Below are 21,433 nucleotides of genomic sequence, written 5' to 3' on the forward strand. Positions count from 1 at the left end.
ATGGCGGGTGTCGCGCGGGTGACCTGGTCATGTCCCTTCGGAGCCCCTGAGCAGGTACGCGGGCGGACGCAGCGCAGCACGCTGCACAAACGCGTTTTTGTACTGGCCCAGGAATCCGCTAGAGTTCAACACGTCGCCGGGACGCGCAAGCGGAACGGAAAGACAGGCGAACGTAGCTCAGTTGGTAGAGCGCAACCTTGCCAAGGTTGAGGTCGCGAGTTCGAACCTCGTCGTTCGCTCGGAAGAGCAAGGGGGATCATCCCGAACCCCCGACACTCCTGGTGGAGTGGCCGAGAGGCGAGGCAACGGCCTGCAAAGCCGTCTACACGGGTTCAAATCCCGTCTCCACCTCCAAGGACGATTAGCTCAGCGGGAGAGCGCTTCCCTGACACGGAAGAGGTCACTGGTTCAATCCCAGTATCGTCCACTGGATCTTCGAGATCATCGAAGGTCTGACCCGCGCGATTAGCTCAGCGGGAGAGCGCTTCCCTGACACGGAAGAGGTCACTGGTTCAATCCCAGTATCGCGCACGCAAGATCCACAGTCTCGACTGTGATCCCGAGGACGATTAGCTCAGCGGGAGAGCGCTTCCCTGACACGGAAGAGGTCACTGGTTCAATCCCAGTATCGTCCACACACCGAAGCCCCCGGCCTTGTACCGGGGGCTTCTTCGTGTGCGCTCGGCTGTCGGGCCGCTCAGCTGGAGAACAGCATGTGGCCGAAGCTCTTGTGCCGCTGATGGTGGCCGTAGTGGCCGCCGTGGTGACCGCCGTGCTGCGGGGCGCCCCAGGCGGGAGCGGCGGGGGCCGGGTACGCCTGCGGGGCGGCCGGGGGCGGCGGGGCGGGCTGGCTCCACTGGGACTCCAGGCGGGTCAGCGCCTCCAGCTCGCCGTAGTCCAGGAAGATCCCGCGACAGCCACTGCACTGCTCGATCTGAACACCGTTGCGGTTGTACGTGTGCATGGGCGCGTGACACTTGGGGCACTGCATCGTCGGCTCAACTCCTCGCCGGTCGGTCCTGCTTCGTGTTCCGCCAGGACAGACACTGTCCGGCTGCGGTCGGTTGCACCCTACTTCGCGAATGTCCCGGTCAACTCCGGTGGGGCGGAACCCATTCGGGCACAGGCGTCGATCAGGGACTGTTCGATCTCGTCCGGCTCACGGTCCGCCGCGAGCGCCTTCGTGAGGGCCCTGGCGGCGGTCTGCACGGTCACCGCGCGGGCCGGGACGTCCAGGGCGGGCCAGGGGTCTCCGTCCGGCGGTACGGCCGGACCGCCCGCGGCCCGGTAGGCGTCGAGGAAGCGGGTCCACTCGTCGGGCGGGAGCAGTCCGCAGGCGTACCAGGCTGCCGGGCGGGCGAGGTCCCAGGCGGGGACGCCGGTGCCGAGGTCGTCGACGTCGATGAGGAGCCACGGGCCGTCCGGGGCGGGGTGGCGGACGAGCTGGCCGAGGTGGAGGTCGCCGTGGCAGAGGGTGCGGGTGTCCGGCATGGGGGCCTCGGCGCGGGCCCAGGCGGGGAGGGAGGCCCAGGCCGCGAGGACGGGGCGGGTGGCGGGGTGCGGTGGCGCCGCGCGGAGGCGGTCGACGGCGAGGGCCGCCTTGGCCGGGCCGCGCATCGCGGGGAGGTCCGGGGCGGCCGGGGTGCGGTGGAGACGGGCGAGGAGAGCCGCCGCCGCCTCCCAGGGGGCCGCGTCCGGGTTCTCCGGGTCCACGGGGGTGCCGTAGGGCCAGAACGTGACGAGGCGGTCGTGGAGGGCGGCCGGGGTGGGGGCGAGCGGCGGGAGGAGGATGCCCGGGAGACGGGTGGCCGTGGCGAGACGCGGGGCCAGCTCCGCGAGGGGTGTGCTCGGCGCGTGGGCCTTGGCGACCGTGTCGGCGTGGCGGACGACGGTGGCGTCGGGGCGGTCGGCGAGGGTGCTGGTGCCGCAGACGCAGGTCGTGGTGCGGGCATGGGCCGTGACCTTGGCCCGGACGGTGAGCTCGGAGAGCAGGGCGGTGGCGGTCACGGGGCTCCCTCGGGCGGTGCACGGTCAGGCTGGAGGGTACCGGGGTCCCGCATCGACCGAGGCAGAGCTGTTCGCGACGACCGCATCGCGGAAAAAGCAATGCCGGCGCAGCTCCCCAGCTGCGCCGGCATTTTTGCCGTCCGCCGCACCCCCGTCCCCACGGGGTTTCATGGGTGGATGTCCCCGCCCGGACCGCTCTTCCGGGCCTGGGGTCGCCGCTCAGCGCCCCAGCATCACGCCCACGGACGACGCCTGTGTGGCCACCGTCTCCCAGCCTCCGAAGAGGAGGAAGAGCAGGACCGCAGGAGGAAGGGCCATCAGCGTCGCCACCAAGGGGTGGCGACGGCCCGCGCGGCGGGGGCGGAACGTGGTGCGTCCCTGTGTGCGGACGATCGTCCGCGGTGCCGTGTGGGCCATGGTCCCTCTCCTGACCGTTTCCGTTGTCGTTGGCAGCGGCGGGTGTCTGACCTCGGGGGACGAGTGCTGCACCCGCCGCTTGACCTCAAATCTAGGCGGGCGGCGAGCGCCGCACGTCATGCCCTCGTACCGATTGCCGGGCCTCCCGGAGGATGAGCCATGACCTGCGGAGTACTCCCCTGGGTGGAGACGGAGACCTAGGTCTCCGGGTCTTCCCGGAGGGGGCGCCCGGTCTGCCCGGTTTTCTCCGAGCTGTCCTCGCGCGGCACCGGCTGCTCGACCAGCGCCAGGACGCGGGTCGCCATGAAGCGGGCCGTCCGGACGACGGAGCCGCTGCGGGTGACTTCGCTCACTTCCACGACTCCTCGGCGGACCGCCGTCTCCACTCGGCGGCCCGCTCTGCTCGCCACCACCTCGTACGTGCGCGTCGTGTCCCCTGCGTCCACGACTATCTCCACGCGATCACCCTTCACGGGTTCAATCCCCCTTCTGCGATGGATGGTTGGGAGAGCGCGGCCGTCAAAGCCCCGCTGTTCGCGCACTCCCTGACCACCCTTCAATTCTCCCACCGGGCACTGACAATCCGTCGGGACGAGAGGGCGCGGCCTCTGCGCGCGGGCGGCCGCATAAACGTAAGCTGTGGCTCGTCACACGGACCGGGCAGCGGGGATGAACATGGCGATGATGCGCCTGAGGCGCGAGGACCCGCGCGTCGTCGGCTCGTTCAGGCTTCACAGACGGCTCGGCGCGGGCGGTATGGGCGTCGTCTACCTGGGCTCCGACAAGAAGGGGCAGCGGGTCGCGCTGAAGGTGATCCGGCCCGATCTGGCGGAGGACCAGGAGTTCCGTTCGCGGTTCGCGCGTGAGGTCTCGGCGGCCCGGCGGATCAGGGGTGGTTGTACGGCACGGCTGGTGGCGGCCGATCTGGAGGCCGAGCGGCCGTGGTTCGCCACCCAGTACGTGCCCGGGCCCTCCCTGCACGACAAGGTCGCCGACGAGGGGTCCCTGGTCGCGGCCGAGGTCGCCGCGATCGGTGCGGCGCTGTCGGAGGGGCTGGTCGCGGTGCACGAGGCCGGTGTGGTGCACCGGGATCTGAAGCCGTCCAACATCCTGCTCTCCCCCAAGGGGCCGCGGATCATCGACTTCGGGATCGCCTGGGCGACGGGGGCCTCGACGCTCACGCACGTCGGCACCGCCGTCGGCTCGCCCGGCTTTCTCGCGCCGGAGCAGGTGCGCGGCGCGGCCGTCACTCCGGCCACCGACGTGTTCTCGCTCGGGGCGACGCTGGCGTACGCCTCGATGGGCGACTCGCCCTTCGGGCACGGCAGTTCCGAGGTGATGCTGTACCGGGTCGTGCACGAGGAGGCGCAGCTGCACGGCGTACCGGACGCTCTTGCTCCGCTCGTGCGGGCCTGTCTCGCCAAGGACCCCGAGGAGCGGCCCAGCACGCTCCAACTGTCGTTGCGGCTCAAGGAGATCGCCGCGCGGGAGGCGCAGGGGCTTGCCGACGTACGGCCGCCCGCGCCGCGCGGCGCCGACGTCGACCGGCCCGCCGGGCGGGTGACCGAGAGCTACTCCGACCCGCAGCGGGTGCAGCAGCGGCGGCCTCAGGGCACGCAGCCGGGGCCCACGCAGCGCACTCCGGCGCCGCGCGGCGGTACGCCGTCGTCCTCGCGCGGGCCCGCTCCCTCGCGGAACGGGACGCCGTCGCGGGGTGGCGGCCCCACGTCCCGGTCCGGTGCCCGGCCGACCCCCGCCTCGCGGAACACGACGCGGTCCGGCGGCGGGAGCCGTCCCGCGCCGCGCAGTGGTACGGGGCGTCCGGCGCCCAGGACCACGGGGACGGGCCGGCGGCCCGCCAATCCGCGGCTGCTGCGGCAGCGGCTGTTCGTGTTCGTGGTCGTGACCCTGCTGGTGGCGCTCGGCATCGCCGCGGCGCAGGGGTGTCAGGGACCCGCGCGGGGCATCGGCGGCGACCGTGACGGCGTACGGCAGCAGCAGGTGCACTATCCGCCGCTGGACAAGGGGAAGTTGATGTCCGAGCGGTTCGAGTCGACGGTGGAGACGTCCGACTGAGGCGTCAGAGGGTGACTCCCCGGCTCACGGACTCCGGGGCCTACAGCTCGGGGCGGCCCGTCGCCACCGCGTAGAAGGCGACCGCTGCCGCCGCGCCCACGTTGAGGGAGTCGACGCCGTGGGCCATCGGGATGCGGACCCATTCGTCGGCGGCGACCAGCGCCTGGGTGGAGAGGCCGTCGCCCTCCGCGCCGAGCATCAGAGCGACGCGGTCCATCTTGTGGGGGGCCGCCTCGTCGAGGGTCTTGGCCTTCTCGTCCGGGGTGAGGGCGAGGAGCGAGAAGCCGGCCTCGCGGACCGACTCCAGGCCCTTGGGCCAGGTGTCGAGACGGGCGTAGGGGACGGAGAAGACCGCGCCCATCGAGACCTTCACGCTGCGGCGGTAGAGCGGGTCCGCGCAGTCCGGGGAGAGCAGGACCGCGTCCATCCCCAGGGCCGCCGCCGAGCGGAAGATCGCGCCGATGTTGGTGTGGTCGTTGACCGACTCCATGACCACGACCCGGCGGGCCGCCTGGAGGAGGTCGGTCGCCGTCGGGAGCGGCTTGCGCTGCATGGAGGCGAGCGCGCCGCGGTGCACGTGGTAGCCGGTGACCCGCTCGGCGAGCTCCGGGCTGACGGCGTAGACCGGCGCCGGGAGCTCGTCGATGACGTCGCGCATGACGTCGACCCACTTGGCGGACAGCAGCATCGAACGCATCTCGTAGCCGGCGTCCTTGGCCCGTCTGATGACCTTCTCGCCCTCGGCGATGAACAGGCCCTCGGCCGGTTCGCGCTTGCGGCGCAGCTCCACGTCGGTCAGGCCTGTGTAGTCGCGCAGGCGCGGGTCGTCGGGGTCCTCGACGGTGATGAGATCGGCCACAGGGTGATACTGCCTTGCTCTGGGTGCGGTGCCAACGGCTGGGAACGAGTTGGGTTACCCGGGGTTACTCGGATGCCTCCGGGCCTACGGTGACGACCTCGCCGATGACGATCACCGCCGGGGGCTTCACGTCCTCGCGTACGACCGTCTCGCCGACCGTCGCGAGGGTGGCGTCCACGCGGCGCTGGGCGGCCGTGGTGCCCTCCTGGATCAGGGCGACCGGGGTGTCCGCCGGCTTGCCGTGGGCCACGAGCGTCTCCGCGATCTTGCCGATCTTGTCCACGCCCATGAGGATCACGAGAGTGCCGGTGAGCCGGGCGAGCGCCGGCCAGTCGACCAGGGAGCGCTCGTCGCCAGGGGCGACATGGCCGCTGACCACCGTGAACTCGTGTGCGACACCGCGGTGGGTGACCGGGATGCCGGCCGCGCCCGGGACCGAGATCGAGCTGGAGATGCCGGGGACGACGGTGCAGGGGATGCCGGCCTCGGCGAGGGCGTGCAGCTCCTCCATGCCACGGCCGAAGACGTAGGGGTCGCCGCCCTTCAGTCGTACGACCGACTTGCCCTGCTTGGCGTGCTCGATCAGCGCGTTGTTGATGGCCTCCTGGGCCATGAAACGGCCGTACGGGATCTTCGCCGCGTCGATCACCTCGACGTGCGGCGGGAGTTCGGCGAGGAGGTCGCGGGGGCCGAGGCGGTCGGCGATGACGACGTCGGCCTCGGCGAGCAGGCGGCGGCCGCGGACCGTGATGAGGTCCGGGTCGCCGGGGCCGCCGCCGACGAGGGCGACGCCCGCGGTGCGGGTGCGGTGGTGGGGGGCGACGAGGGTGCCGTCGCGGAGTCCCTCGACGACCGCGTCGCGGATGGCGGCGGTGTGGCGGGGGTCGCGGCCGCGCGCGTCGGTGGTGAGGACCGCGACGGTGACGCCCTCGCTGTGGCCGGTGGCGGGGGTCCAGGCGGTGGCCTGGTCGGCGTCGTCGGAGCGGACGCACCAGACGCGGTGCGCTTCGGCTTCGGCGGAGGCCGCGGTGTTCGCCGCGGGGTCGCTGGTGGCGATGAGGGCGTACCAGGCGTCGGCGAGGTCGCCGGTCGTGTAGGGGCGCTTCTCCCAGGTGATCTCGCCCGCGTCCGCCATGGCCTCGACGGAGGGGGTGGCCTCGGGGGACACGAGGAGGATGTCCGCGCCCGCCGCGATCAGGGCCGGGAGGCGGCGCTGGGCGACCTGGCCGCCGCCGAGGACGACGACCTTGCGGCCGGTGAGGCGGAGGCCTACGGGGTAGGCGGGGTTTTCGGCCATGAGGGTGCGGCTCCTCTGGGGGCTTGGCGGGGGCCCTGACGTGCAGATTTTAAAGGGCGGGCGGTCTGGGCGGCTGAGGTGTCCGGTGGCTGGGCTGCGGTGCCGGGTGCGGGCGCACGGGCAGAAGGGCTCGAGGGAATCCCCCGAGCCCTCGCGTGCCCGTCCTACTTCTCGGTTACCCCCGCCGAGTCGAACGTCGCCACCTCGTGCATCGCCCTCGCCGTGCTCTGGACGAGCGGGAGGGCCAGCAGCGCGCCGGTGCCTTCGCCGAGGCGCAGGTCGAGGTCGACCAGGGGGCGCAGGCCGAGCTTGTTCAGGGCGGCCACATGGCCGGGCTCGGCGCTGCGGTGGCCCGCGATGCAGGCCGCGAGGACCTCGGGGGCGATCGCGCGGGCGACGAGGGCGGCGGCGCCGGCGCTGACGCCGTCCAGGATCACCGGGGTGCGCAGGGAGGCGCCGCCCAGGAGGAGACCGACCATCGCCGCGTGCTCGAAGCCGCCGATCGCCGCGAGGACGCCGATGGGGTCGGCCGGGTCCGGCTGGTGGACCTCGATGGCACGGCGGACGACCTCGGTCTTGCGAGCGAGGGTCTCGTCGTTGATGCCGGTGCCGCGGCCCGTCACCTCGGCCGGGTCGGTGTCCGTGAAGACCGAGATCAGGGCCGCGGACGCCGTGGTGTTCGCGATGCCCATCTCGCCCGTCAGCAGCGCCTTGTTACCGGCCGCCACCAGGTCGCGGGCCGTCTCGATGCCGACCTCGATGGCCTGCTGGGCCTCCTCGCGGGTCATCGCGGGACCGGTCGTCATGTCGGACGTGCCCGCCCGGACCTTGCGGGGCAGCAGACCGGGGGTGGCGGGGAGGTCGGCCGCGACGCCGACGTCCACCACGCAGACCTCGGCGCCCACCTGGCTCGCGAACGCGTTGCAGACCGCGCCCCCACCCAGGAAGTTGGCCACCATCTGGGCCGTCACCTCCTGCGGCCAGGGGGTGACGCCCTGCGCGTGCACGCCGTGGTCGCCGGCGAAGATCGCGACGGCCGCGGGCTCCGGGATCGGCGGCGGGCACTGGCGGGACAGGCCGGACAGCTGGGCGGAGATGATCTCCAGCATGCCGAGCGCGCCGGCCGGCTTGGTCATCCGCTTCTGCCGCTCCCAGGCCTCGCCGAGCGCCTTCGCGTCCAGCGGGCGGATCTGGGCGACCGTCTCCGCGAGCAGGTCGTGCGGCTCCTCGCCGGGCAGCGCGCGACGGCCGTACGTCTCCTCGTGCACCACCCACGACAGCGGGCGGCGCTTGGACCAGCCGGCCTGCATCAGCTCGGGCTCGTCCGGGAACTCGTCGACGTACCCGACGCACAGGTACGCGATGACCTCCAGGTGCTCGGGCAGACCGAGGGCGCGGACCATCTCGCGCTCGTCGAAGAAGCTGACCCAGCCGACGCCGAGGCCCTCGGCGCGGGCGGCGAGCCAGAGGTTCTCGACGGCGAGCGCGGCGGAGTACGGCGCCATCTGGGGCTGGGTGTGCCGGCCGAGGGTGTGGCGGCCGCCGCGGGTCGGGTCGGCGGTGACGACGATGTTCACCGGGGTGTCGAGGATCGCCTCGATCTTCAGTTCCTTGAACTGCTTCGCCCGGCCCTTGGGCAGGGACTTGGCGTACGCGTCGCGCTGGCGCATCGCCAGCTCGTGCATGCTGCGCCGGGTGTCCGCGGAGCGGATGACCACGAAGTCCCACGGCTGCGAGTGGCCGACGGACGGGGCCGTGTGGGCCGCCTCCAGGACGCGGAGCAGCACCTCGTGCGGGATGGGGTCGCCGCGGAAGCCGTTGCGGATGTCGCGGCGCTCGCGCATGACCTTGAGGACGGCCTCGCGCTCGGCATCGTCGTAGGCGGGCGCGGCCGGGCCGGTGGACTGACGTACTTCTTCCACGGTGGCCGTGCTTTCTTCCTGATCGGCGGCCCGGGTGTCCAGGTCGTCGGCGTTCTGTGCGAGTTCTGCGTCTTCGAGTTCGGGGGCGCCGTCTCGGGGGGCGGGGACGGCGGGTTGGCCCTGAGCCGTGGGTACCTCGGTCTCGCCGGTCTCGGGCGCCTGCCCGGCCTCGGCCGCTTCCGTGGGGAGTACGAGCGGCTGCGGCGGGGTGGGGGCCAGGTGTGGTGTGGTCGGCACCGAACCCTCCACGGGGACGAACTGTCCCACGGGCTGCTCGGGGTGCGAGGTCCACGGCGCGCCGGACGCGAGGTCCGGGGCGGCCGGGGTCTGTGCGGGGGTGGCCTGGTCCATGAAGAGGACCTGGGGGCCCGCGGGTTGGCCGACGAGTGGCTGCGGGGGCGTGGGCAGGGGCTGCTGCGGGGCGTCCGCCGGTCCGGAGGCCTCGGGGGCCGGGGCGGGCGCGGCGGTGGGGGCGGCGGTGGGGGCGGGCTGGAGGTCGGCGGGGTGGGCCGCGTCCGTCAGGGGCGCGGGAGCCGGTGCGTCCAGGGGGGTGGCTGCCGGTGCGTCCAGGGAGGTGGCCTCCGGGGCCTCGGGCTGCGGGGCGTCCGGGGTGTGGGACGGGGCGACCGCGTTGTGAGATGCGGTGGCGCCGTCCGGCTGAGCGGCGGGGACGGCCGGCTGCTCGGCGGGGTCGGCCGGCTGCTCGGTCTGCGCCTGTGCGATGTCCGCGGGGGCGGGCAACTGCTCGGTGCCGGGCGCGACTTCGGGCGACGGCTCTACGACGGTGGCCGCGGCGGCGGCAACGGGTTCGGCGGGCGTGGCCGGGGTGCCCTCGGGCTGGGCGACGGGTTCGGAGGGGGGCGTGGCGGCGGCCTCGGGAGCCGGTGCGTCGACTTCGGGGGTCGCGGCGTCGACTTCGGGGGTCGTGGCGGCAGCCTCGGGAGCCATGGCGGCGGCCTCGGGGGCCGTGGCGAGCGGGGGCTCCGACGCGGGCTGGTCCACGCCGGCCTCCGCCTCCGAGGGGGCCGGTACGACGTCGGGCGCGGGAGCCGTGGGCACCGTGGCCTCGGGTCCGGCGACCTCAGGTGCGGCTTCTTCCGGAAGGGCGGCGGCAGGGTCGGAGGCCTCGGCCTCGACAGCCTGTCCTGCGTCAGCGGCGACCTCGGCAACCGGCGCTTGCCCGATCTCGGACGCGAGCGCCTCCTGGGGCTCCTCCGGTGCCAGGGCCTCGGGAGCCTCCGGCGCTACCGGAGGCTCGATGCCCTGGGCCACGTCGGCCGTGGGTTCGGCCTCGGCCTCGGAGGTCACCTCGGCGACCAGGGCCTGACCTGCGTCCGCTACAGCGGCGTCAGCGACGGGCTCTTCCCCGGCACCCGGCGTCTGAGCCACCGCAGAAGCCTCGGAGGCTGCGGAGGTCACCGGAGCCGTGGAAGCGGCAGGAGTGTCAGAAGCCGCAGCGGCCATCTCACCGTCCGCGTCGCCCCCCGCACCGGCGACGGGCGCACCCTCGCCCTCTACCGGAACGCCTTCACCCCCGATCGGCGCCGGTCCAGGCTGCACACCCTCGGGATACGCGCCTTCCGACTGCACGTTTTCTGACTGCACGCCTTCCGGCTGCACACCCTCCGACTGCGCCTCCCCAAGCTGACCCACCCCACCGACGACGCCGGCCTGTGTGGTCAGGCGGGCGACCGCGGCCTGGGCCGCGCCCACCGGCTCGGGGGCGTGCTGGGCTGTGGGCTCGGCGGCCGGGACAACCGTTTCGGCAGCCTGGGCCACCGCACCCGCCGGAGCGGGGGCGCCCCAGGCGGAGGCGCCCTGCGGGGCCATCTCGCGCAGGGGCTGAGGGATGTCGAGGTACTCCGGGCCCGTGGTCGGCGGGCCCGCGTGACGGGTCGGCGCGCCCGCGGGGCCGCGGTCGGCGAGGGAGCGGACCGGGCTCGCGGAAGCGTCGGGGATGGGCGGGCCGAGGTGCAGGGGCCGGCGGGGCGTGATCGGCGGGATCGGCGTCGTGGGAGCCGACGGGGCCGTGGCGACGGGCTGCGGGGTGGGCAGGCGGACGCCACCGAGGTCGACCGAGCCGCTGTCGCGACCGGACATCTCGTGCGGACCGGGTTCGTGCACGCCGTCCCCGTAGGAGGCGGCCGGCACCGGCTCCCCGAGGGACTCCTGCACGGCCGCCTCGCCGAAGGGCTGGTGCGTCGCGTCGGCGAGCGGCTCGTGCCCCGGGTCCGCGAAGGCCTGATGCGCCGGGTCCGCGTAGGCCTGGTGCGCCGGGTCCACCGGCGGCTCCGGCGCGGCTTCCGCCGGCGGTGCGTGCACGGTCTCGACGACGGGCTCCGGTGCGGGCGGGGCGACCTCGTTGCCCCATGCGCCCTGGGCACCCGGCAGCAGCAACAGGTCTTCGTCCTCGGCGGTGGTCTCGGAGAGGTAGGTGTACGCACCGTGCGCGGGGACGCCCGGCTGCTCCACCATGCCTGCGTTCTCCGGCAGCCCCTCGCCCGGGACCTGGCCGGTGTCGGTCATGCGTACCCCTCGCCCATCGGTTAGTGCTTCTACGACCAGCTCACCGGGAACGGCGCACCGACCGCCCCCGCAGTGAAGAACGAGCGTGCGTGCCCAGCGGCACGAACGGCCCGCCGAGAAAGACGACAAAGCCATTAACTGGCATTGTCCCGGCCGTTCCCCCGTCGCGACAGGTTGATCCGCGACAGCCCGCTGTGGACTGCGCCACGTTGCGCGTCCTCCGGTTCTGCCGTACCACACCCACCCCAAAACGGGCGCGTTTTCCGGACATTGACGAACGAAAGACCGGGCCACCGGGTGCGGTACAACAGTCGGCCAGCCTACCGCGCGCGGTACGACAACAGGATCACCGGGACGGCGTACGGAGTCACACCGTGCGATCGGCGAGCGCCCCGCTGAGCAGGAACGCGACGCTCCGTTCCGTCTCCGTCCAGGCCCTGGTGTCGAGTTCGAGGGACTGGAGGAGGGCGCACTCGACGCGGTAGCCGTGCTCCGTCAGGTCTCGGCCGATGAGTTCGGCCTCGTCGCGCGTCGAGGCGTGGGCGACGATGCGCTGCGGGCGGCGGTCGGCGACCGCGGAGACGACCGCCGCTCCCCCGCCTCCGACGCGGACGACGTCCGGTTCGGGCAGGTTCTCCAGGACGTGCGGGGCGGTGCCGCGGACGATCTGGAGCTGGACGCCGAAGCGGCGGGCGGCCGCGTCGGTGCGGCCGCAGGCGGTGAGGTCGTGGTCGACGGCGAGGACGGCGGCGCCGGCCCGGGCGGCCTCGACGGCGAAGGCGCCGCTGCCGCAGCCGATGTCCCAGACGAGATCGCCGACGCGTGGGCCGAGGCGGGCGAGTTGGGCCGCGCGCAGCAGATCCGTCTCCCCTTCGCCGAGCGGGCCGTCGTAGGCCTCGGCGGGCTGGGTCCAGCCGCGGGGCCCGGTGCCCGGATCGCGTCCGGAGATCCAGCCGCCGTCCTCCCCCGCGCTGACCGGGCCGCCGATGACGATGACCACGTTGGGGTCGCGCCAGGTGTGGTCGGCGGCCTTGTCGGAGGTGAGGATGGTGACCTGTTCGCGGTCGGTGCCCAGTTCCTCGCAGATGACGAAGGTGCGGTGGACGCCCTCCATGAGGAGGCCGAGTTCGGCGGGGCCCGCGCCGGGTGAGGTGAGGACGGCGACCTTGGTGTGGGCGCGGCACACGTTCACCGCGCGGCGCAGGGTGCGGCGGTGTGCGACGACCACCTGGGCGTCGTCCCAGGGCATGCCGGCGCGGGCGAAGGCGGCGGCGACCGAGGAAACGGCGGGGACGACCTCGACCTCCAGGCCGAACTCGGGTGCGCGCAGGGTGCGTACGACTCCGAAGAAGCCGGGGTCGCCGTCCGCGAGGACGACCGCGGTGCCGCGGTGGCCGGCGATCCGGCGGGCGGCCAGCGAGACGCTGCCGAGGCGGATGCGCTCGGCGGCGGGCGGCACCTCGGGCAGTGCCAGGTGGTGGGCGGCGCCTGCCACCAGCGTGGCGGCGCCGAGCGCGGCGCGTGCCGCGGCCGTCAGGGGCGAGCCGTCCCAGCCGATCACCGTGACCCGGTCGGCCATCGTCGTCAGTCTCCAGGGTTTGCGCAGGTCGTCAGGGGGCGGGCTCCGTGAGGGTACCTGGTCGACCCGGCGAACGCGGCAGCGGTACCGTCCGCCCCTGGTTCAGTTCCAGTCGCCGTACGACGTGAAACCGTTCGTGTCGGCCAGCTGCTCCCCGGCACCCTCCAGGTCCTCCGGCAGCAGGCTCCAGACGATGAAGTCGGTGCGGACGTCGGCCCAGGTGTCGTCCTCGGTGCGGACGCGCGCTATGCAGGCGTTGCGCAGGACGCCCTCGCTGATGCAGCCGATCTTCTGGGCGACCTGCTGGGAGGCGGTGTTGTCGGCGGCCGTGCGGAGCTCTATGCGCTCGAACTTCTGGTCGGTGAACAGCCATTGGGCGGTGGCGAGGGCGGCCTCGGAGGCGTAGCCCTCGCCGCGGGCCCAGGGGGCGATGATGTACGACAGTTCGGTGGACCTGATGTGCCAGTTGGTCTTGGTGAGTTGGACGATGCCGACCAGGCGCTGGGTGAGGAACTCGGTGACGGCGAGGTCGAGGCCGCGGCCCGCGGCGCGTTCGGTGGGCGCGTACTCGGTGATCCAGCCGCGCGCGTTCTCCTCGGTGAAGGGCTGGGGGACGTCGGTCCAGGCGGCGATCTGCTCGTCGTTCATCATCTCGGTCAGGGCGGGCACATCGTCCTCGTCGAGGGGACGCAGCACCAACCGCTCCGTGCTGATGGAGATGTTGGGGAAGGTGCTAGTCATGCGCCGCTCCGTAACCTTCGGAAAACCTTCAAGTCCTGCCGGGGTCCTGCTGAACTGCCCAGCATGCAGCATGAAAGCACTGGACCGCACTACAGGGTCCACCCGGGGTGAGCGAGTGGACCCTGTGCGTGGCGATACGCGGTATACGCGCCGTCAGCCGGTGGTGACCGGCAGGACGCTGCCCTGGTACTTGTCCTCGATGAACTTCCTGACCTCCGCGGAGGTCAGGAGCTTCGCGAGCTTCTCGACCCGGGGGTCGTCCTCGTTGCCGCGCTTGACGGCGAGGAGGTTGGCGTAGGGGTTGCCCTTCGCCGACTCCAGGAGGATCGCGTCCTCGGTGGGGCTGAGGCCCGCGTCCTGGGCGTAGTTGTTGTTGATGACCGCGGCGGCCACGTCGTCGAGCGAGCGCGGCAGTTGGGCCGGTTCCAGCTCCTTGAACGTCAGGTGCTTGGGATTGGCCTCGATGTCCGCGGGGGACGCGTCGGTGGCCGCGCCGTCCTTGAGCGTGATGACGCCCTTGGCGGCGAGGAGTTTCAGCGCGCGGCCCTCGTTGGTGGTGTCGTTGGGCACGGCGACGGTGGCTCCGTCGGCGAGCTTCGTGACGTCCGTGACCTTCTTCGAGTAGACGCCCATGGGCGGGAGGTAGGCGTCCACGACCGGTACGAGGTCGGTGCCCTTGGACTTGTTGAAGTCGTCCAGGTAGGGCTTGTTCTGGTAGAGGTTCGCGTCCAGCGAGCCCTCCTGGAGCGCGGTGTTCGGCACGACGTAGTCCGTGAACTCCTTGATCTCCAGCTTCAGGCCCGCCTTCGCGGCGAGGTTGTCCTTGATGTACGTCAGGACCTCGCCGGCCGGGACGGCGGTGGCGCCGACGACCAGGGTGCCGTCGTCACCACCGCCGTCACCGGAGTCCGAGCCGCAGGCGGCGAGCCCGAGGGCGAGAGCGAGGACCGAGGCGGCGGTGAGTGTCTTGCGCATGTCGGGTGCCTCAGAAGGACGCGATGACGGAGCCGTCGTACTTGTCCTCGATGAACTTCTTGACCTCGGGCGAGGTGAGGAGCTTCGCGAGCTTCTTCACGCGCGGGTCGTTCTCGTTACCGTCCTTCACCGCGAGGAAGTTGCCGTACGGGTTGTCCTTGGCGGACTCCAGGACGAGGGCGTCCTCGGCCGGGGACAGGTCGGCCTCGATGGCGTAGTTGCCGTTGATGACGGCCGCGTCGACGTCGTCCAAGGAGCGCGGGGTCTGGGCCGCCTCCAGCTCCTTGAACTTGAGGTTCTTGGGGTTCTTGGTGATGTCGGCGGGGGTCGCCTCGTTGCCCACGCCGTCCTTGAGCGTGATGATCCCGTTGGCGGCGAGCAGCTTGAGGGCGCGGGCCTCGTTGACGCTGTCGTTCGGGACCGCGACCGTCGCGCCGCTCTTCAGCGCGTCGGCGCTCTTCACCTTGTGGGAGTAGAGGCCGAGCGGCTCCAGGTGGACCGTCACGACGGGCACGATGTGGGTGCCGTTCTTCTTGTTGAAGTCGTCGAGGTACGGCTGGTTCTGGAAGTAGTTGGCGTCGACCGAGCCGTCCTCCGTCGCCGTGTTCGGCGTGACGTAGTCCGTGAACTCCTTGACCTCCAGGTCGAGGCCCGCCTTCTTCGCCAGGTGGTCCTTGACGTAGGTGAGGATCTCGGCGTGCGGGACGGGGCTCGCGGCGACGACCAGCGGTCCGCTGGAGTCGGAGGAGGAACCGGCGGCGGAGGAGTCCTCGGAGCCGCAGGCGGTGAGCCCGAAGGTGAGGGCTCCGGCGGCGAGGACGGCGGTGGTGAGCTTTGCGGTGTTACGCACGAAAAGTGCCTTTCCTTTTGGGCAGAGCGACCCCGCGTTTGTGGTGCGGGGAAGTTTTTAGGGGTGAGGGGGGCGAGGTCAGACGGTCTTGGTGTCCGCCGTCGCGGCCTTCAGCAGCCGCAGCTTCGGCGCCGGGCCCGTCTTGCCGCCGCGGCTGTGCAGCGAGCGGGCCGCGAAGTCGCCGGCGAACTGGATCAGCGAGATGACGACCGCGAGGATCGCGACGGTGATCCACATGAGCTGGGTCTCGAAGCGCTGGTAGCCGTAGCGGATGGCGATGTCTCCCAGGCCGCCGGCGCCGACGGTGCCGGCCATGGCGGAGTAGCCGATCAGCGCCACGATCGTGGTCGTGGTGCTGGCGATCAGCGAGGGCAGCGACTCCGGTACGAGGACCTTGCGGACGATGGTCCAGGTGTTGCCGCCCATCGACTGCACGGCCTCGACGAGACCGCCGTCCACTTCGCGGACAGCCGTCTCGACCAGACGCGCGAAGAACGGGATGGCGCCGATGGCGAGGGGCACGATCGCGGCCTCACGGCCGATGGTGGTGCCCGTGATGGAGCGGGTGAACCCCATCAGGGCGACCATCAGGATGATGAACGGCATCGAGCGGGCGACGTTCACGACCTGCCCGATGACCTTGTTGGCGACGACGTTCTGGAGGAGTCCGCCCCGGTCGGTGAGGACGAGGAGGACGCCGAGCGGGAGACCGCCGACGACGGCGATGACGGTGGACCAGCCGACCATGTAGAGGGTGTCCCAACACGCCTGGGACAGCAGGGGCTGCATCTCGGACCAGGTCACTTGGCACCTTCCTTCACCAGCAGGTCTTCACCGACGACGTCGATCTGGAGGCCCTGCTCGCGCAGGAAGCCGACCGGAACGACGTTGTCCTCGTAGCGGCCGGGGAGTTCGATGCGCATCCGGCCGACCTGGAGACCGCCGACGGTGTCGATGGCGGCGCCGAGGATGGAGATGTCGATGTTGTAGGTGCGCGACAGCTGGGAGATGACCGGCTGGGTCGCGGCCTCGCCGTGGAAGGTGACGTCGACGACGGTGCGGTCGGCGCCGGTGGCCTCGCCGCCGACCGGGAAGAGCGCGGTGGCGAGCTCGGAGCCGGGGGTCGCGAGCAGCTCGCTGACCGTCCCGGACTCGACGATGCGGCCGTTCTCCATGAGGGCGGCGGAGTCGCAGATCGACTTCACGACGTCCATCTCGTGCGTGATGAGCAGGACGGTCAGGCCCAGTTGCCGGTTCAGGTCGCGCAGCAACTGGAGGATGGAGCGGGTGGTCTCCGGGTCGAGGGCGCTGGTGGCCTCGTCGGAGAGCAGCACCTTGGGGTCGCCGGCCAGCGCGCGGGCGATGCCGACGCGCTGCTTCTGGCCGCCGGAGAGCTGGGCCGGGTAGGCCTTGGCCTTGTCGGCGAGCCCGACGAGGTCGAGGAGTTCGAGGGCCTTGCGCGAGCGCTCCTTCCCCGACTTGCCGAGGATCTCCAGCGGCAGCTCGACGTTGTCCTGGACGGTCCGGGAGGACAGCAGGTTGAAGTGCTGGAAGACCATGCCGATACGGCTGCGCGCCTCGCGGAGTTCCTTGCCGGCCCGCGGGCCGCGCCCGGCGAGGGCGGTGAGGTCCCGGCCGGCGACGGTGACCGTGCCGGCGGTGGGGCGCTCCAGCAGGTTGACGCAGCGGATGAGGGACGACTTGCCGGCGCCGGACTGGCCGATGACGCCGTACACCTCGCCTTCGCGGACGTGGAGATCGACGCCGTCGAGGGCGGTGACCTCGCGGCCGCGTGAGCGGTAGACCTTGGTCAGGCCCGATGTGGTGATCACTGGGATTCCATCACTGTCGAGTTCGTACGCGGGCGTGGGTGTGCCCTGGTACGAGAGGAACGGGTGTGCGCGGGGCAGCACGGTCACGTACGGGGAAACACGTACGGACATGCCACGGCTGCTCGCTTCGGGGCGCGAGACTCAGGGGTGGTGCGGGGGCCCTCTAGAAGGCGCACATTCGACACATACAGCGAGCACCGGGCGTCATGGTCGCCTCGGTCGCAAAGGTGCGGCAGCTCGTCGTGGTCATGGAATCAGTAAAGCAGACGCATGGTCCTTACCAACCGCCGCTGTCCGCATGCTGGACAGCGGCGGACAGGGTCAGGCGCGGACGGAGATCTCCACTCCCCCGGCGGTGACCAGTGCGGACAAGGCCGACAGGTTCTCGACCACCAGGTCGGCGTCCAGCTCGTGGGCCTGGTGGGTTGTGGTCAACGCCACGGTGATCATCCCGGCGGCGCGGCCGGCCGCGAGGCCCGCCGGGGCGTCCTCGAAGACGACGCAGTCGGCGGGGTCGACGCCGAGCTCGCGGGCGGCGAGGAGGTAGGGCTCGGGGTCGGGCTTGCCGCGGGTGATGTCGTCGGCGGAGACGAGGGTCTTGGGCAGGATGCCGACGGCGTCGAGGCGGGCCTCGGCGAGCCGCCGGGTGGCGGAGGTGACGACGGCCCACCGGTCGGCGGGCAGCGAGGCGAGGAAGTCCCGGGTGCCGGGCAGCAGCTGGACACCTCCGTTGGGTACGTCCTCCACCTCCAGCTTCTCGATCCGTGCGACGGCCTCGGGCACGATCTCGGCGGGTAGCAGGTCGGCGGCTATCTCGACGGCCGGCCGCCCGTGCAGCTCCACGCGCGCGAAGTCCTCGGCCGTGATGCCGTACTCCTCGGCCCACTGCCGCCAGCATCGGTCCACGGACGCGAGGGAGGAGACGAGCGTGCCGTCGTTGTCGAAAAGCATGGCCTGTGCACGGATCTTCATGCCCTCGACCCTACGGGGTCGCGCCGCTTGCTCGAATCTCGCTGCACGCGGCCTCGGGGCGAGGCCGGGGCCGACCCCGGTCGGTCTTCCGCGCCGTAATAAGGTCGCTGCATGCTTGATGCCCTGACGCTCGTGACCGGCGTCGCCGCGCTGCTGCTCGCCGCCTGGTGCGGCTGGGCCGCCTACCGTGACCAGCCGACGAAGGACTGGCATTTCATCGGGATGGGCGTGGTGTCGCTGCTGGCGATCGTCCAGCTGGTCGTGGGGATCGTGCAGCTGGCCCGGGGCGAGAAGCCGGAGCAGGGGACGACGATCTTCGTGGCGTATCTGCTGGGTGCGTTCGCGTGTGTCCCGGCGGCGGGGCTGATGTCGCTGACCGAGCGCTCGAAGTGGGGCTCGGTGACGGCGGCCGCCGGCGGTGTGGTGCTGGCGGTGCTGGAGGTGCGGCTCTATGACATCTGGGGAGGCTGAGGTGGCGGCGACGGAGGAGAAGCCGACGCGGCTGATCAGCGGGCCGGGGATGCTGCTGGTCTGGCTGTACGGGGTGATGGTGGTCGGCGCGGTGTCGCGCTCGGCGTACCAGATCGCCACCGAGTTCGACCGCGCGCCGCTCGCCTACTCGCTGTCCGCGGTGGCGGGGCTGGTCTACGGGTTCATCACGTACTCGCTGGTCCGGGGCGGCGAGACGGCCCGGAAGGCGGCGCAGGTGTGCTGCGCCGCCGAACTCGCGGGTGTGCTGATCGTCGGTACCTGGACCCTGATCGAGCCGTCGGCCTTCCCGGACGCGACGGTGTGGTCGGACTACGGCATGGGCTACATCTTCATTCCCGTGCTGCTGCCGCTGTCCGCGCTGTACTGGCTGCGGAAGGCCGGTACCGCCGGCGCTACGCGGTAGCCGCGTACGTCCCGGCCGGCTTCTCCAGGACGATCATCGGTACGCCGTCGTTGCCCTGGGACGTGCCCACCGCCTCGTAGCCGACCTTGCGGTACAGGCGGAGGTTGCCCTCGCTGCGGTGGCCGGTGAAGAGGCGGAAGCGGGTGGCGCCGCGCTCCTCGGCCAGGGCCGACTCCGCCGCCCTCAGCAGCCGGGCGCCGATGCCGTGGCCCTGGAGGCGGGGGTGCACGCAGAGCTTGCCGATGGCGGCCGAGCCGTCCTCGGTGACATGGCCGCGGACCGAGCCGACGACCTCCTCGCCGAGCCGGGCCACGAAGACGCAGTCCGAGACGACCTCCTCACGGACCGAGTCCAGGCTCTGGACGAGCGGATCGATGCGGTAGTTGCCGTACAGCGCCGCCTCGCTCTGGAAGCACAGGTACTGCAACCTGAAGATCTGCTCCGCGTCCTGCACGGTCGCCGCAGAGATGGTCACGCTCATGCCCATGTGCGCACGCCTCCCGCTCACCTGATCGCCTGTCGTCCCTCACTCCTATCCCCGCGCTCCGCGGGCCGCAACCTCCGGCGTGAGCAAACGACGCAGACATCCCAGGCATCTGGAACGTTCCGGACCGAGACTGCCCTGTGAGATACCCAACTCCCCCGCGATTTCCCGGTAGGTGAGGTCCTTCGGGGAGAGCAGCGCCTCCATCAGACGCGGGCACCGCCCGGGCAGTCGGCGCACCGCGTCCCGCAGCGCCCGGCGCCGCGCGGCGGCCAGGACATGGTCCTCGGGGGTGCCGCCCGCCTCGTCCGCGGGTTCCGTCTCATACGGCCGTTCGAGTCGGGTCGTACGACGGGAGCGGCGCGCCTCGGAGCGGACGGCCCGGCGGAGCCAGCCCGGCGGGTCCACGGGCGGGCCGTCGGTGTCGAGGCGCTCCAGGAGGCGGAGCCAGACCGCCTGTTCCAGGTCGCCGGGTTCGGCGCCGGAGGCGTGCGCCTCCGCGGAGGCCTCGGCGGTGAGCAGCGGACGGAGAGAGGTGAGCAGATCGTGCTGCGGGGCGGTGACCAGGTCGTACGTCATATGACTCACGACGCGGCCGTCCGGGTGCGGGTTTCCCGGACGGCCGGTTGTCACCCCGATCGGGGGCGGGCGCTCAGCTGTTGACGAAGTCCTCGCGGGCCAGCAGACCGGTGTCCGGGTTGTCGGTGAAGACACCGTCGATGCCGGTGGCGAAGTACGTCTTGTAGGCGCCGAAGACATCGCCGTACGCGTCGGCGTCGGTGCCCTTGCGGAAGCTCGTCGGCAGGAAGGGGTTCTCGTTGCGCATGGTGTAGGGGTGCAGGATCAGCCCCACCTTGTGCGCGTCGGCGACAAGAGTGGTCGGGGTGGTGAGGTCGCCGTTCGCGTCCTTCGGGATGACCAGGTCGAGGGTGGGGCCGATGCCCTGGGCGTACCCGGCGATCTCGCGGAGCCCGGCGGGGGTGATCAGGTCGGCGACGGTGCGCGGGTCGCCCGCCTCGACGAAGTCCCAGGGGCGGCTGGTCGCCGAGGAGAGCAGGACGACCAGCGGGTTGTCGACCAGACGGTTCAGGCGCTGGATGCTGCTGGGCTCGAAGGACTGGAGGATGACCGGGGCGTTGCGGCCGTCCTTGCCGTGCTTGCGCAGCAGCTTGGCGACCCGCTCCTCAAGGCCCAGGCCGAGCTTGCGGAAGTAGGTGGGGTGCTTGGTCTCCGGGTAGATCCACACCTGTCGGCCGCGCTTGCGGGTCTGCTCGTCCTGCCACTTCAGGACCTCTTCGAACGTGGGGATCTCCCAGCGCCCGTTGTAGAGGGTGTTGTGCGGGCGGTTGGCCGGGATGCGCTCGATCGCGCGCAGGGTCTTCAGCTCGGCGAGCGTGAAGTCCTCGGTGAACCAGCCGGTGACGGAGACGCCGTCCAGCACCTTCGTCGTCCTGCGGTCGGCGAACTCCTTGTGGTCCGCGACGTCCGTCGTGCCGCCGATCTCCGGCTCATGACGGCAGACCAGGTGACCGTCCTTGGTGGGCACCAGGTCGCCGGCCTCGACGACATGCGCGCCGAGGTCGAGGGCGAGCTGGTACGACCCGAACGTGTGCTCGGGCCGGTAGCCGCTGGCACCCCGGTGACCGATGATCGTCGGCACGGGCAGGCTTCTCAGCCCGCCGCCGTGCCGTACCTCTGCGGTCCCGTCGGCCGCGGCGGCTCTCGCCGCACCGGACAGACCGAGGACCGCTCCCCCGGCGCCGAGGACGGCCGCGCCGAGGAGCGCCCGCCGTCCGGTTACACCCGTCTGCCCGTCCACGGCCTGAGAATCCTGCGATCCCATGAGCGCCCTCCTTGCGTCGGCTCGTCAGTGCGGGCCGATCGTAGGTGCGTGTACATGACCGCGGGGAGACCTGCGGCGGAACACGCGGGTGACTCGGCATGTCGTGCGTGAGGCGCAAGTTGACAGCCCGTCAGGCCAGGGGCGCGATGTCGGTCACA

20 protein-coding genes and 5 tRNA genes are annotated in these 21,433 nt (G+C 71.8%); 8 read left to right on the plus strand and 17 right to left on the minus strand.

Annotation, left to right across the window (positions count from 1 at the left end; all coding sequences use genetic code 11):
• Nucleotides 1-166 precede the first annotated feature (166 nt).
• From EJC51_RS10330 to EJC51_RS10350, 5 genes are all read left to right on the plus strand, one after another.
• A tRNA-Gly gene (locus tag EJC51_RS10330) sits at nt 167-239 on the plus strand.
• Nucleotides 240-280: 41 nt separating this feature from the next.
• Nucleotides 281-354 (plus strand) — tRNA-Cys (locus tag EJC51_RS10335).
• Between the two features lies 1 nt (nt 355).
• Nucleotides 356-427: transfer RNA gene (locus EJC51_RS10340), tRNA-Val, on the plus strand.
• Between the two features lie 32 nt (nt 428-459).
• Nucleotides 460-531: transfer RNA gene (locus tag EJC51_RS10345), tRNA-Val, on the plus strand.
• A 32-nt stretch (nt 532-563) separates the two neighbouring features.
• Nucleotides 564-635: transfer RNA gene (locus EJC51_RS10350), tRNA-Val, on the plus strand.
• 62 nt (nt 636-697) lie between these two features.
• Here EJC51_RS10350 and EJC51_RS10355 read toward each other — a convergent pair.
• The 4 genes from EJC51_RS10355 to EJC51_RS10370 form a co-directional block, all read right to left on the minus strand.
• Nucleotides 698-991, minus strand: a complete 294-nt coding sequence (locus EJC51_RS10355) for a TFIIB-type zinc ribbon-containing protein (protein WP_126270797.1) — start codon at nt 989-991, stop codon at nt 698-700.
• Between the two features lie 80 nt (nt 992-1,071).
• A complete protein-coding gene (locus EJC51_RS10360; protein ID WP_126270798.1) occupies nt 1,072-2,007 on the minus strand; it encodes a phosphotransferase family protein in 936 nt (311 codons plus the stop codon).
• A gap of 219 nt (nt 2,008-2,226) precedes the next feature.
• On the minus strand, nt 2,227-2,424 hold the full coding sequence (locus EJC51_RS10365; RefSeq protein ID WP_126270799.1) for a hypothetical protein: 198 nt from the start codon (nt 2,422-2,424) through the stop codon (nt 2,227-2,229).
• A 197-nt stretch (nt 2,425-2,621) separates the two neighbouring features.
• Nucleotides 2,622-2,897, minus strand: a complete 276-nt coding sequence (locus EJC51_RS10370) for a hypothetical protein (protein WP_126270800.1) — start codon at nt 2,895-2,897, stop codon at nt 2,622-2,624.
• Between the two features lie 196 nt (nt 2,898-3,093).
• Here EJC51_RS10370 and EJC51_RS10375 point away from each other — a divergent pair, with 196 nt between their 5' ends.
• Nucleotides 3,094-4,500 carry a serine/threonine-protein kinase gene (locus tag EJC51_RS10375; RefSeq protein WP_208870817.1) on the plus strand — a complete coding sequence of 469 codons (1,407 nt, stop codon included), beginning with the start codon at nt 3,094-3,096 and terminating at the stop codon, nt 4,498-4,500.
• 40 nt (nt 4,501-4,540) lie between these two features.
• On the opposite strand, the gene EJC51_RS10380 is transcribed toward EJC51_RS10375, so the two are convergent.
• The 10 genes from EJC51_RS10380 to EJC51_RS10425 all read right to left on the minus strand — a co-directional run bounded on the left by EJC51_RS10380 (nt 4,541) and on the right by EJC51_RS10425 (nt 18,053).
• Nucleotides 4,541-5,359, minus strand: a complete 819-nt coding sequence (locus EJC51_RS10380; RefSeq protein ID WP_126270802.1) for a TrmH family RNA methyltransferase — start codon at nt 5,357-5,359, stop codon at nt 4,541-4,543.
• Between the two features lie 64 nt (nt 5,360-5,423).
• Nucleotides 5,424-6,656 carry a uroporphyrinogen-III C-methyltransferase gene (gene cobA / locus EJC51_RS10385; RefSeq protein ID WP_126270803.1) on the minus strand — a complete coding sequence of 411 codons (1,233 nt, stop codon included), beginning with the start codon at nt 6,654-6,656 and terminating at the stop codon, nt 5,424-5,426.
• Between the two features lie 164 nt (nt 6,657-6,820).
• Nucleotides 6,821-11,104 (minus strand): nicotinate-nucleotide--dimethylbenzimidazole phosphoribosyltransferase, encoded by a 4,284-nt coding sequence (gene cobT, locus EJC51_RS10390; RefSeq protein ID WP_126270804.1) that lies wholly within the window; start codon nt 11,102-11,104, stop codon nt 6,821-6,823.
• 367 nt (nt 11,105-11,471) lie between these two features.
• A complete protein-coding gene (gene cbiE / locus EJC51_RS10395) occupies nt 11,472-12,683 on the minus strand; it encodes a precorrin-6y C5,15-methyltransferase (decarboxylating) subunit CbiE (protein WP_126270805.1) in 1,212 nt (403 codons plus the stop codon).
• Between the two features lie 102 nt (nt 12,684-12,785).
• Nucleotides 12,786-13,424, minus strand: coding sequence for a GNAT family N-acetyltransferase (locus EJC51_RS10400; protein WP_165951304.1), 639 nt, complete (start codon nt 13,422-13,424; stop codon nt 12,786-12,788).
• A 153-nt stretch (nt 13,425-13,577) separates the two neighbouring features.
• The gene (locus tag EJC51_RS10405) at nt 13,578-14,399 is read right to left on the minus strand and encodes a MetQ/NlpA family ABC transporter substrate-binding protein (RefSeq protein ID WP_126270807.1); all 822 of its coding nucleotides are present in this window, start codon (nt 14,397-14,399) and stop codon (nt 13,578-13,580) included.
• 10 nt (nt 14,400-14,409) lie between these two features.
• Nucleotides 14,410-15,249, minus strand: a complete 840-nt coding sequence (locus tag EJC51_RS10410) for a MetQ/NlpA family ABC transporter substrate-binding protein (RefSeq protein ID WP_126270808.1) — start codon at nt 15,247-15,249, stop codon at nt 14,410-14,412.
• Nucleotides 15,250-15,327: 78 nt separating this feature from the next.
• On the minus strand, nt 15,328-16,053 hold the full coding sequence (locus tag EJC51_RS10415; RefSeq protein ID WP_079311824.1) for a methionine ABC transporter permease: 726 nt from the start codon (nt 16,051-16,053) through the stop codon (nt 15,328-15,330).
• Nucleotides 16,050-17,081: a methionine ABC transporter ATP-binding protein gene (locus EJC51_RS10420; RefSeq protein WP_126276893.1), complete on the minus strand. Its 1,032-nt coding sequence runs from the start codon at nt 17,079-17,081 to the stop codon at nt 16,050-16,052. The genes EJC51_RS10415 and EJC51_RS10420 overlap by 4 nt, the downstream gene beginning before the upstream one ends.
• 321 nt (nt 17,082-17,402) lie before the next feature.
• Nucleotides 17,403-18,053 carry an HAD family hydrolase gene (locus tag EJC51_RS10425; RefSeq protein ID WP_126270809.1) on the minus strand — a complete coding sequence of 217 codons (651 nt, stop codon included), beginning with the start codon at nt 18,051-18,053 and terminating at the stop codon, nt 17,403-17,405.
• 111 nt (nt 18,054-18,164) lie between these two features.
• On the opposite strand from EJC51_RS10425, the gene EJC51_RS10430 reads away from it, so the two are divergent.
• Both EJC51_RS10430 and EJC51_RS10435 read left to right on the plus strand, forming a co-directional pair.
• Nucleotides 18,165-18,524, plus strand: a complete 360-nt coding sequence (locus EJC51_RS10430; RefSeq protein WP_126270810.1) for a hypothetical protein — start codon at nt 18,165-18,167, stop codon at nt 18,522-18,524.
• Nucleotides 18,505-18,948, plus strand: coding sequence for a hypothetical protein (locus EJC51_RS10435; RefSeq protein WP_244362575.1), 444 nt, complete (start codon nt 18,505-18,507; stop codon nt 18,946-18,948). The genes EJC51_RS10430 and EJC51_RS10435 overlap by 20 nt, the downstream gene beginning before the upstream one ends.
• Here the strand turns inward: EJC51_RS10435 and EJC51_RS10440 are convergent.
• The 3 genes from EJC51_RS10440 to EJC51_RS10450 all read right to left on the minus strand — a co-directional run bounded on the left by EJC51_RS10440 (nt 18,938) and on the right by EJC51_RS10450 (nt 21,275).
• Complete coding sequence (locus tag EJC51_RS10440) at nt 18,938-19,435, minus strand: GNAT family N-acetyltransferase (protein WP_097261625.1); 498 nt, start codon at nt 19,433-19,435, stop codon at nt 18,938-18,940. The genes EJC51_RS10435 and EJC51_RS10440 overlap by 11 nt on opposite strands.
• Before the next feature lie 45 nt (nt 19,436-19,480).
• Complete coding sequence (locus EJC51_RS10445) at nt 19,481-20,011, minus strand: RNA polymerase sigma factor (protein ID WP_126270811.1); 531 nt, start codon at nt 20,009-20,011, stop codon at nt 19,481-19,483.
• Nucleotides 20,012-20,084: 73 nt separating this feature from the next.
• Complete coding sequence (locus EJC51_RS10450; RefSeq protein ID WP_126270812.1) at nt 20,085-21,275, minus strand: glycerophosphodiester phosphodiesterase; 1,191 nt, start codon at nt 21,273-21,275, stop codon at nt 20,085-20,087.
• Between the last annotated feature and the right edge of the window lie 158 nt (nt 21,276-21,433).

It is taken from the genome of Streptomyces aquilus, from assembly GCF_003955715.1.
Lineage (GTDB): Bacteria > Actinomycetota > Actinomycetes > Streptomycetales > Streptomycetaceae > Streptomyces > Streptomyces aquilus.

What these genes read in the sequence shown, in the direction of transcription:
- EJC51_RS10355 (WP_126270797.1), bottom strand. Translation starts at nt 991, where the DNA reads ATGCAGTGCCCCAAGTGTCACGCGCCCATGCACACGTACAACCGCAAC.
- EJC51_RS10365 (WP_126270799.1), bottom strand. Translation starts at nt 2,424, where the DNA reads ATGGCCCACACGGCACCGCGGACGATCGTCCGCACACAGGGACGCACC.
- EJC51_RS10375 (WP_208870817.1), top strand. Translation starts at nt 3,094, where the DNA reads ATGAACATGGCGATGATGCGCCTGAGGCGCGAGGACCCGCGCGTCGTC.
- cobA (WP_126270803.1), bottom strand. Translation starts at nt 6,656, where the DNA reads ATGGCCGAAAACCCCGCCTACCCCGTAGGCCTCCGCCTCACCGGCCGC.
- cobT (WP_126270804.1), bottom strand. Translation starts at nt 11,104, where the DNA reads ATGACCGACACCGGCCAGGTCCCGGGCGAGGGGCTGCCGGAGAACGCA.
- cbiE (WP_126270805.1), bottom strand. Translation starts at nt 12,683, where the DNA reads ATGGCCGACCGGGTCACGGTGATCGGCTGGGACGGCTCGCCCCTGACG.
- EJC51_RS10400 (WP_165951304.1), bottom strand. Translation starts at nt 13,424, where the DNA reads ATGACTAGCACCTTCCCCAACATCTCCATCAGCACGGAGCGGTTGGTG.
- EJC51_RS10405 (WP_126270807.1), bottom strand. Translation starts at nt 14,399, where the DNA reads ATGCGCAAGACACTCACCGCCGCCTCGGTCCTCGCTCTCGCCCTCGGG.
- EJC51_RS10425 (WP_126270809.1), bottom strand. Translation starts at nt 18,053, where the DNA reads ATGAAGATCCGTGCACAGGCCATGCTTTTCGACAACGACGGCACGCTC.
- EJC51_RS10430 (WP_126270810.1), top strand. Translation starts at nt 18,165, where the DNA reads ATGCTTGATGCCCTGACGCTCGTGACCGGCGTCGCCGCGCTGCTGCTC.
- EJC51_RS10435 (WP_244362575.1), top strand. Translation starts at nt 18,505, where the DNA reads ATGACATCTGGGGAGGCTGAGGTGGCGGCGACGGAGGAGAAGCCGACG.
- EJC51_RS10440 (WP_097261625.1), bottom strand. Translation starts at nt 19,435, where the DNA reads ATGGGCATGAGCGTGACCATCTCTGCGGCGACCGTGCAGGACGCGGAG.
- EJC51_RS10445 (WP_126270811.1), bottom strand. Translation starts at nt 20,011, where the DNA reads ATGACGTACGACCTGGTCACCGCCCCGCAGCACGATCTGCTCACCTCT.
- EJC51_RS10450 (WP_126270812.1), bottom strand. Translation starts at nt 21,275, where the DNA reads ATGGGATCGCAGGATTCTCAGGCCGTGGACGGGCAGACGGGTGTAACC.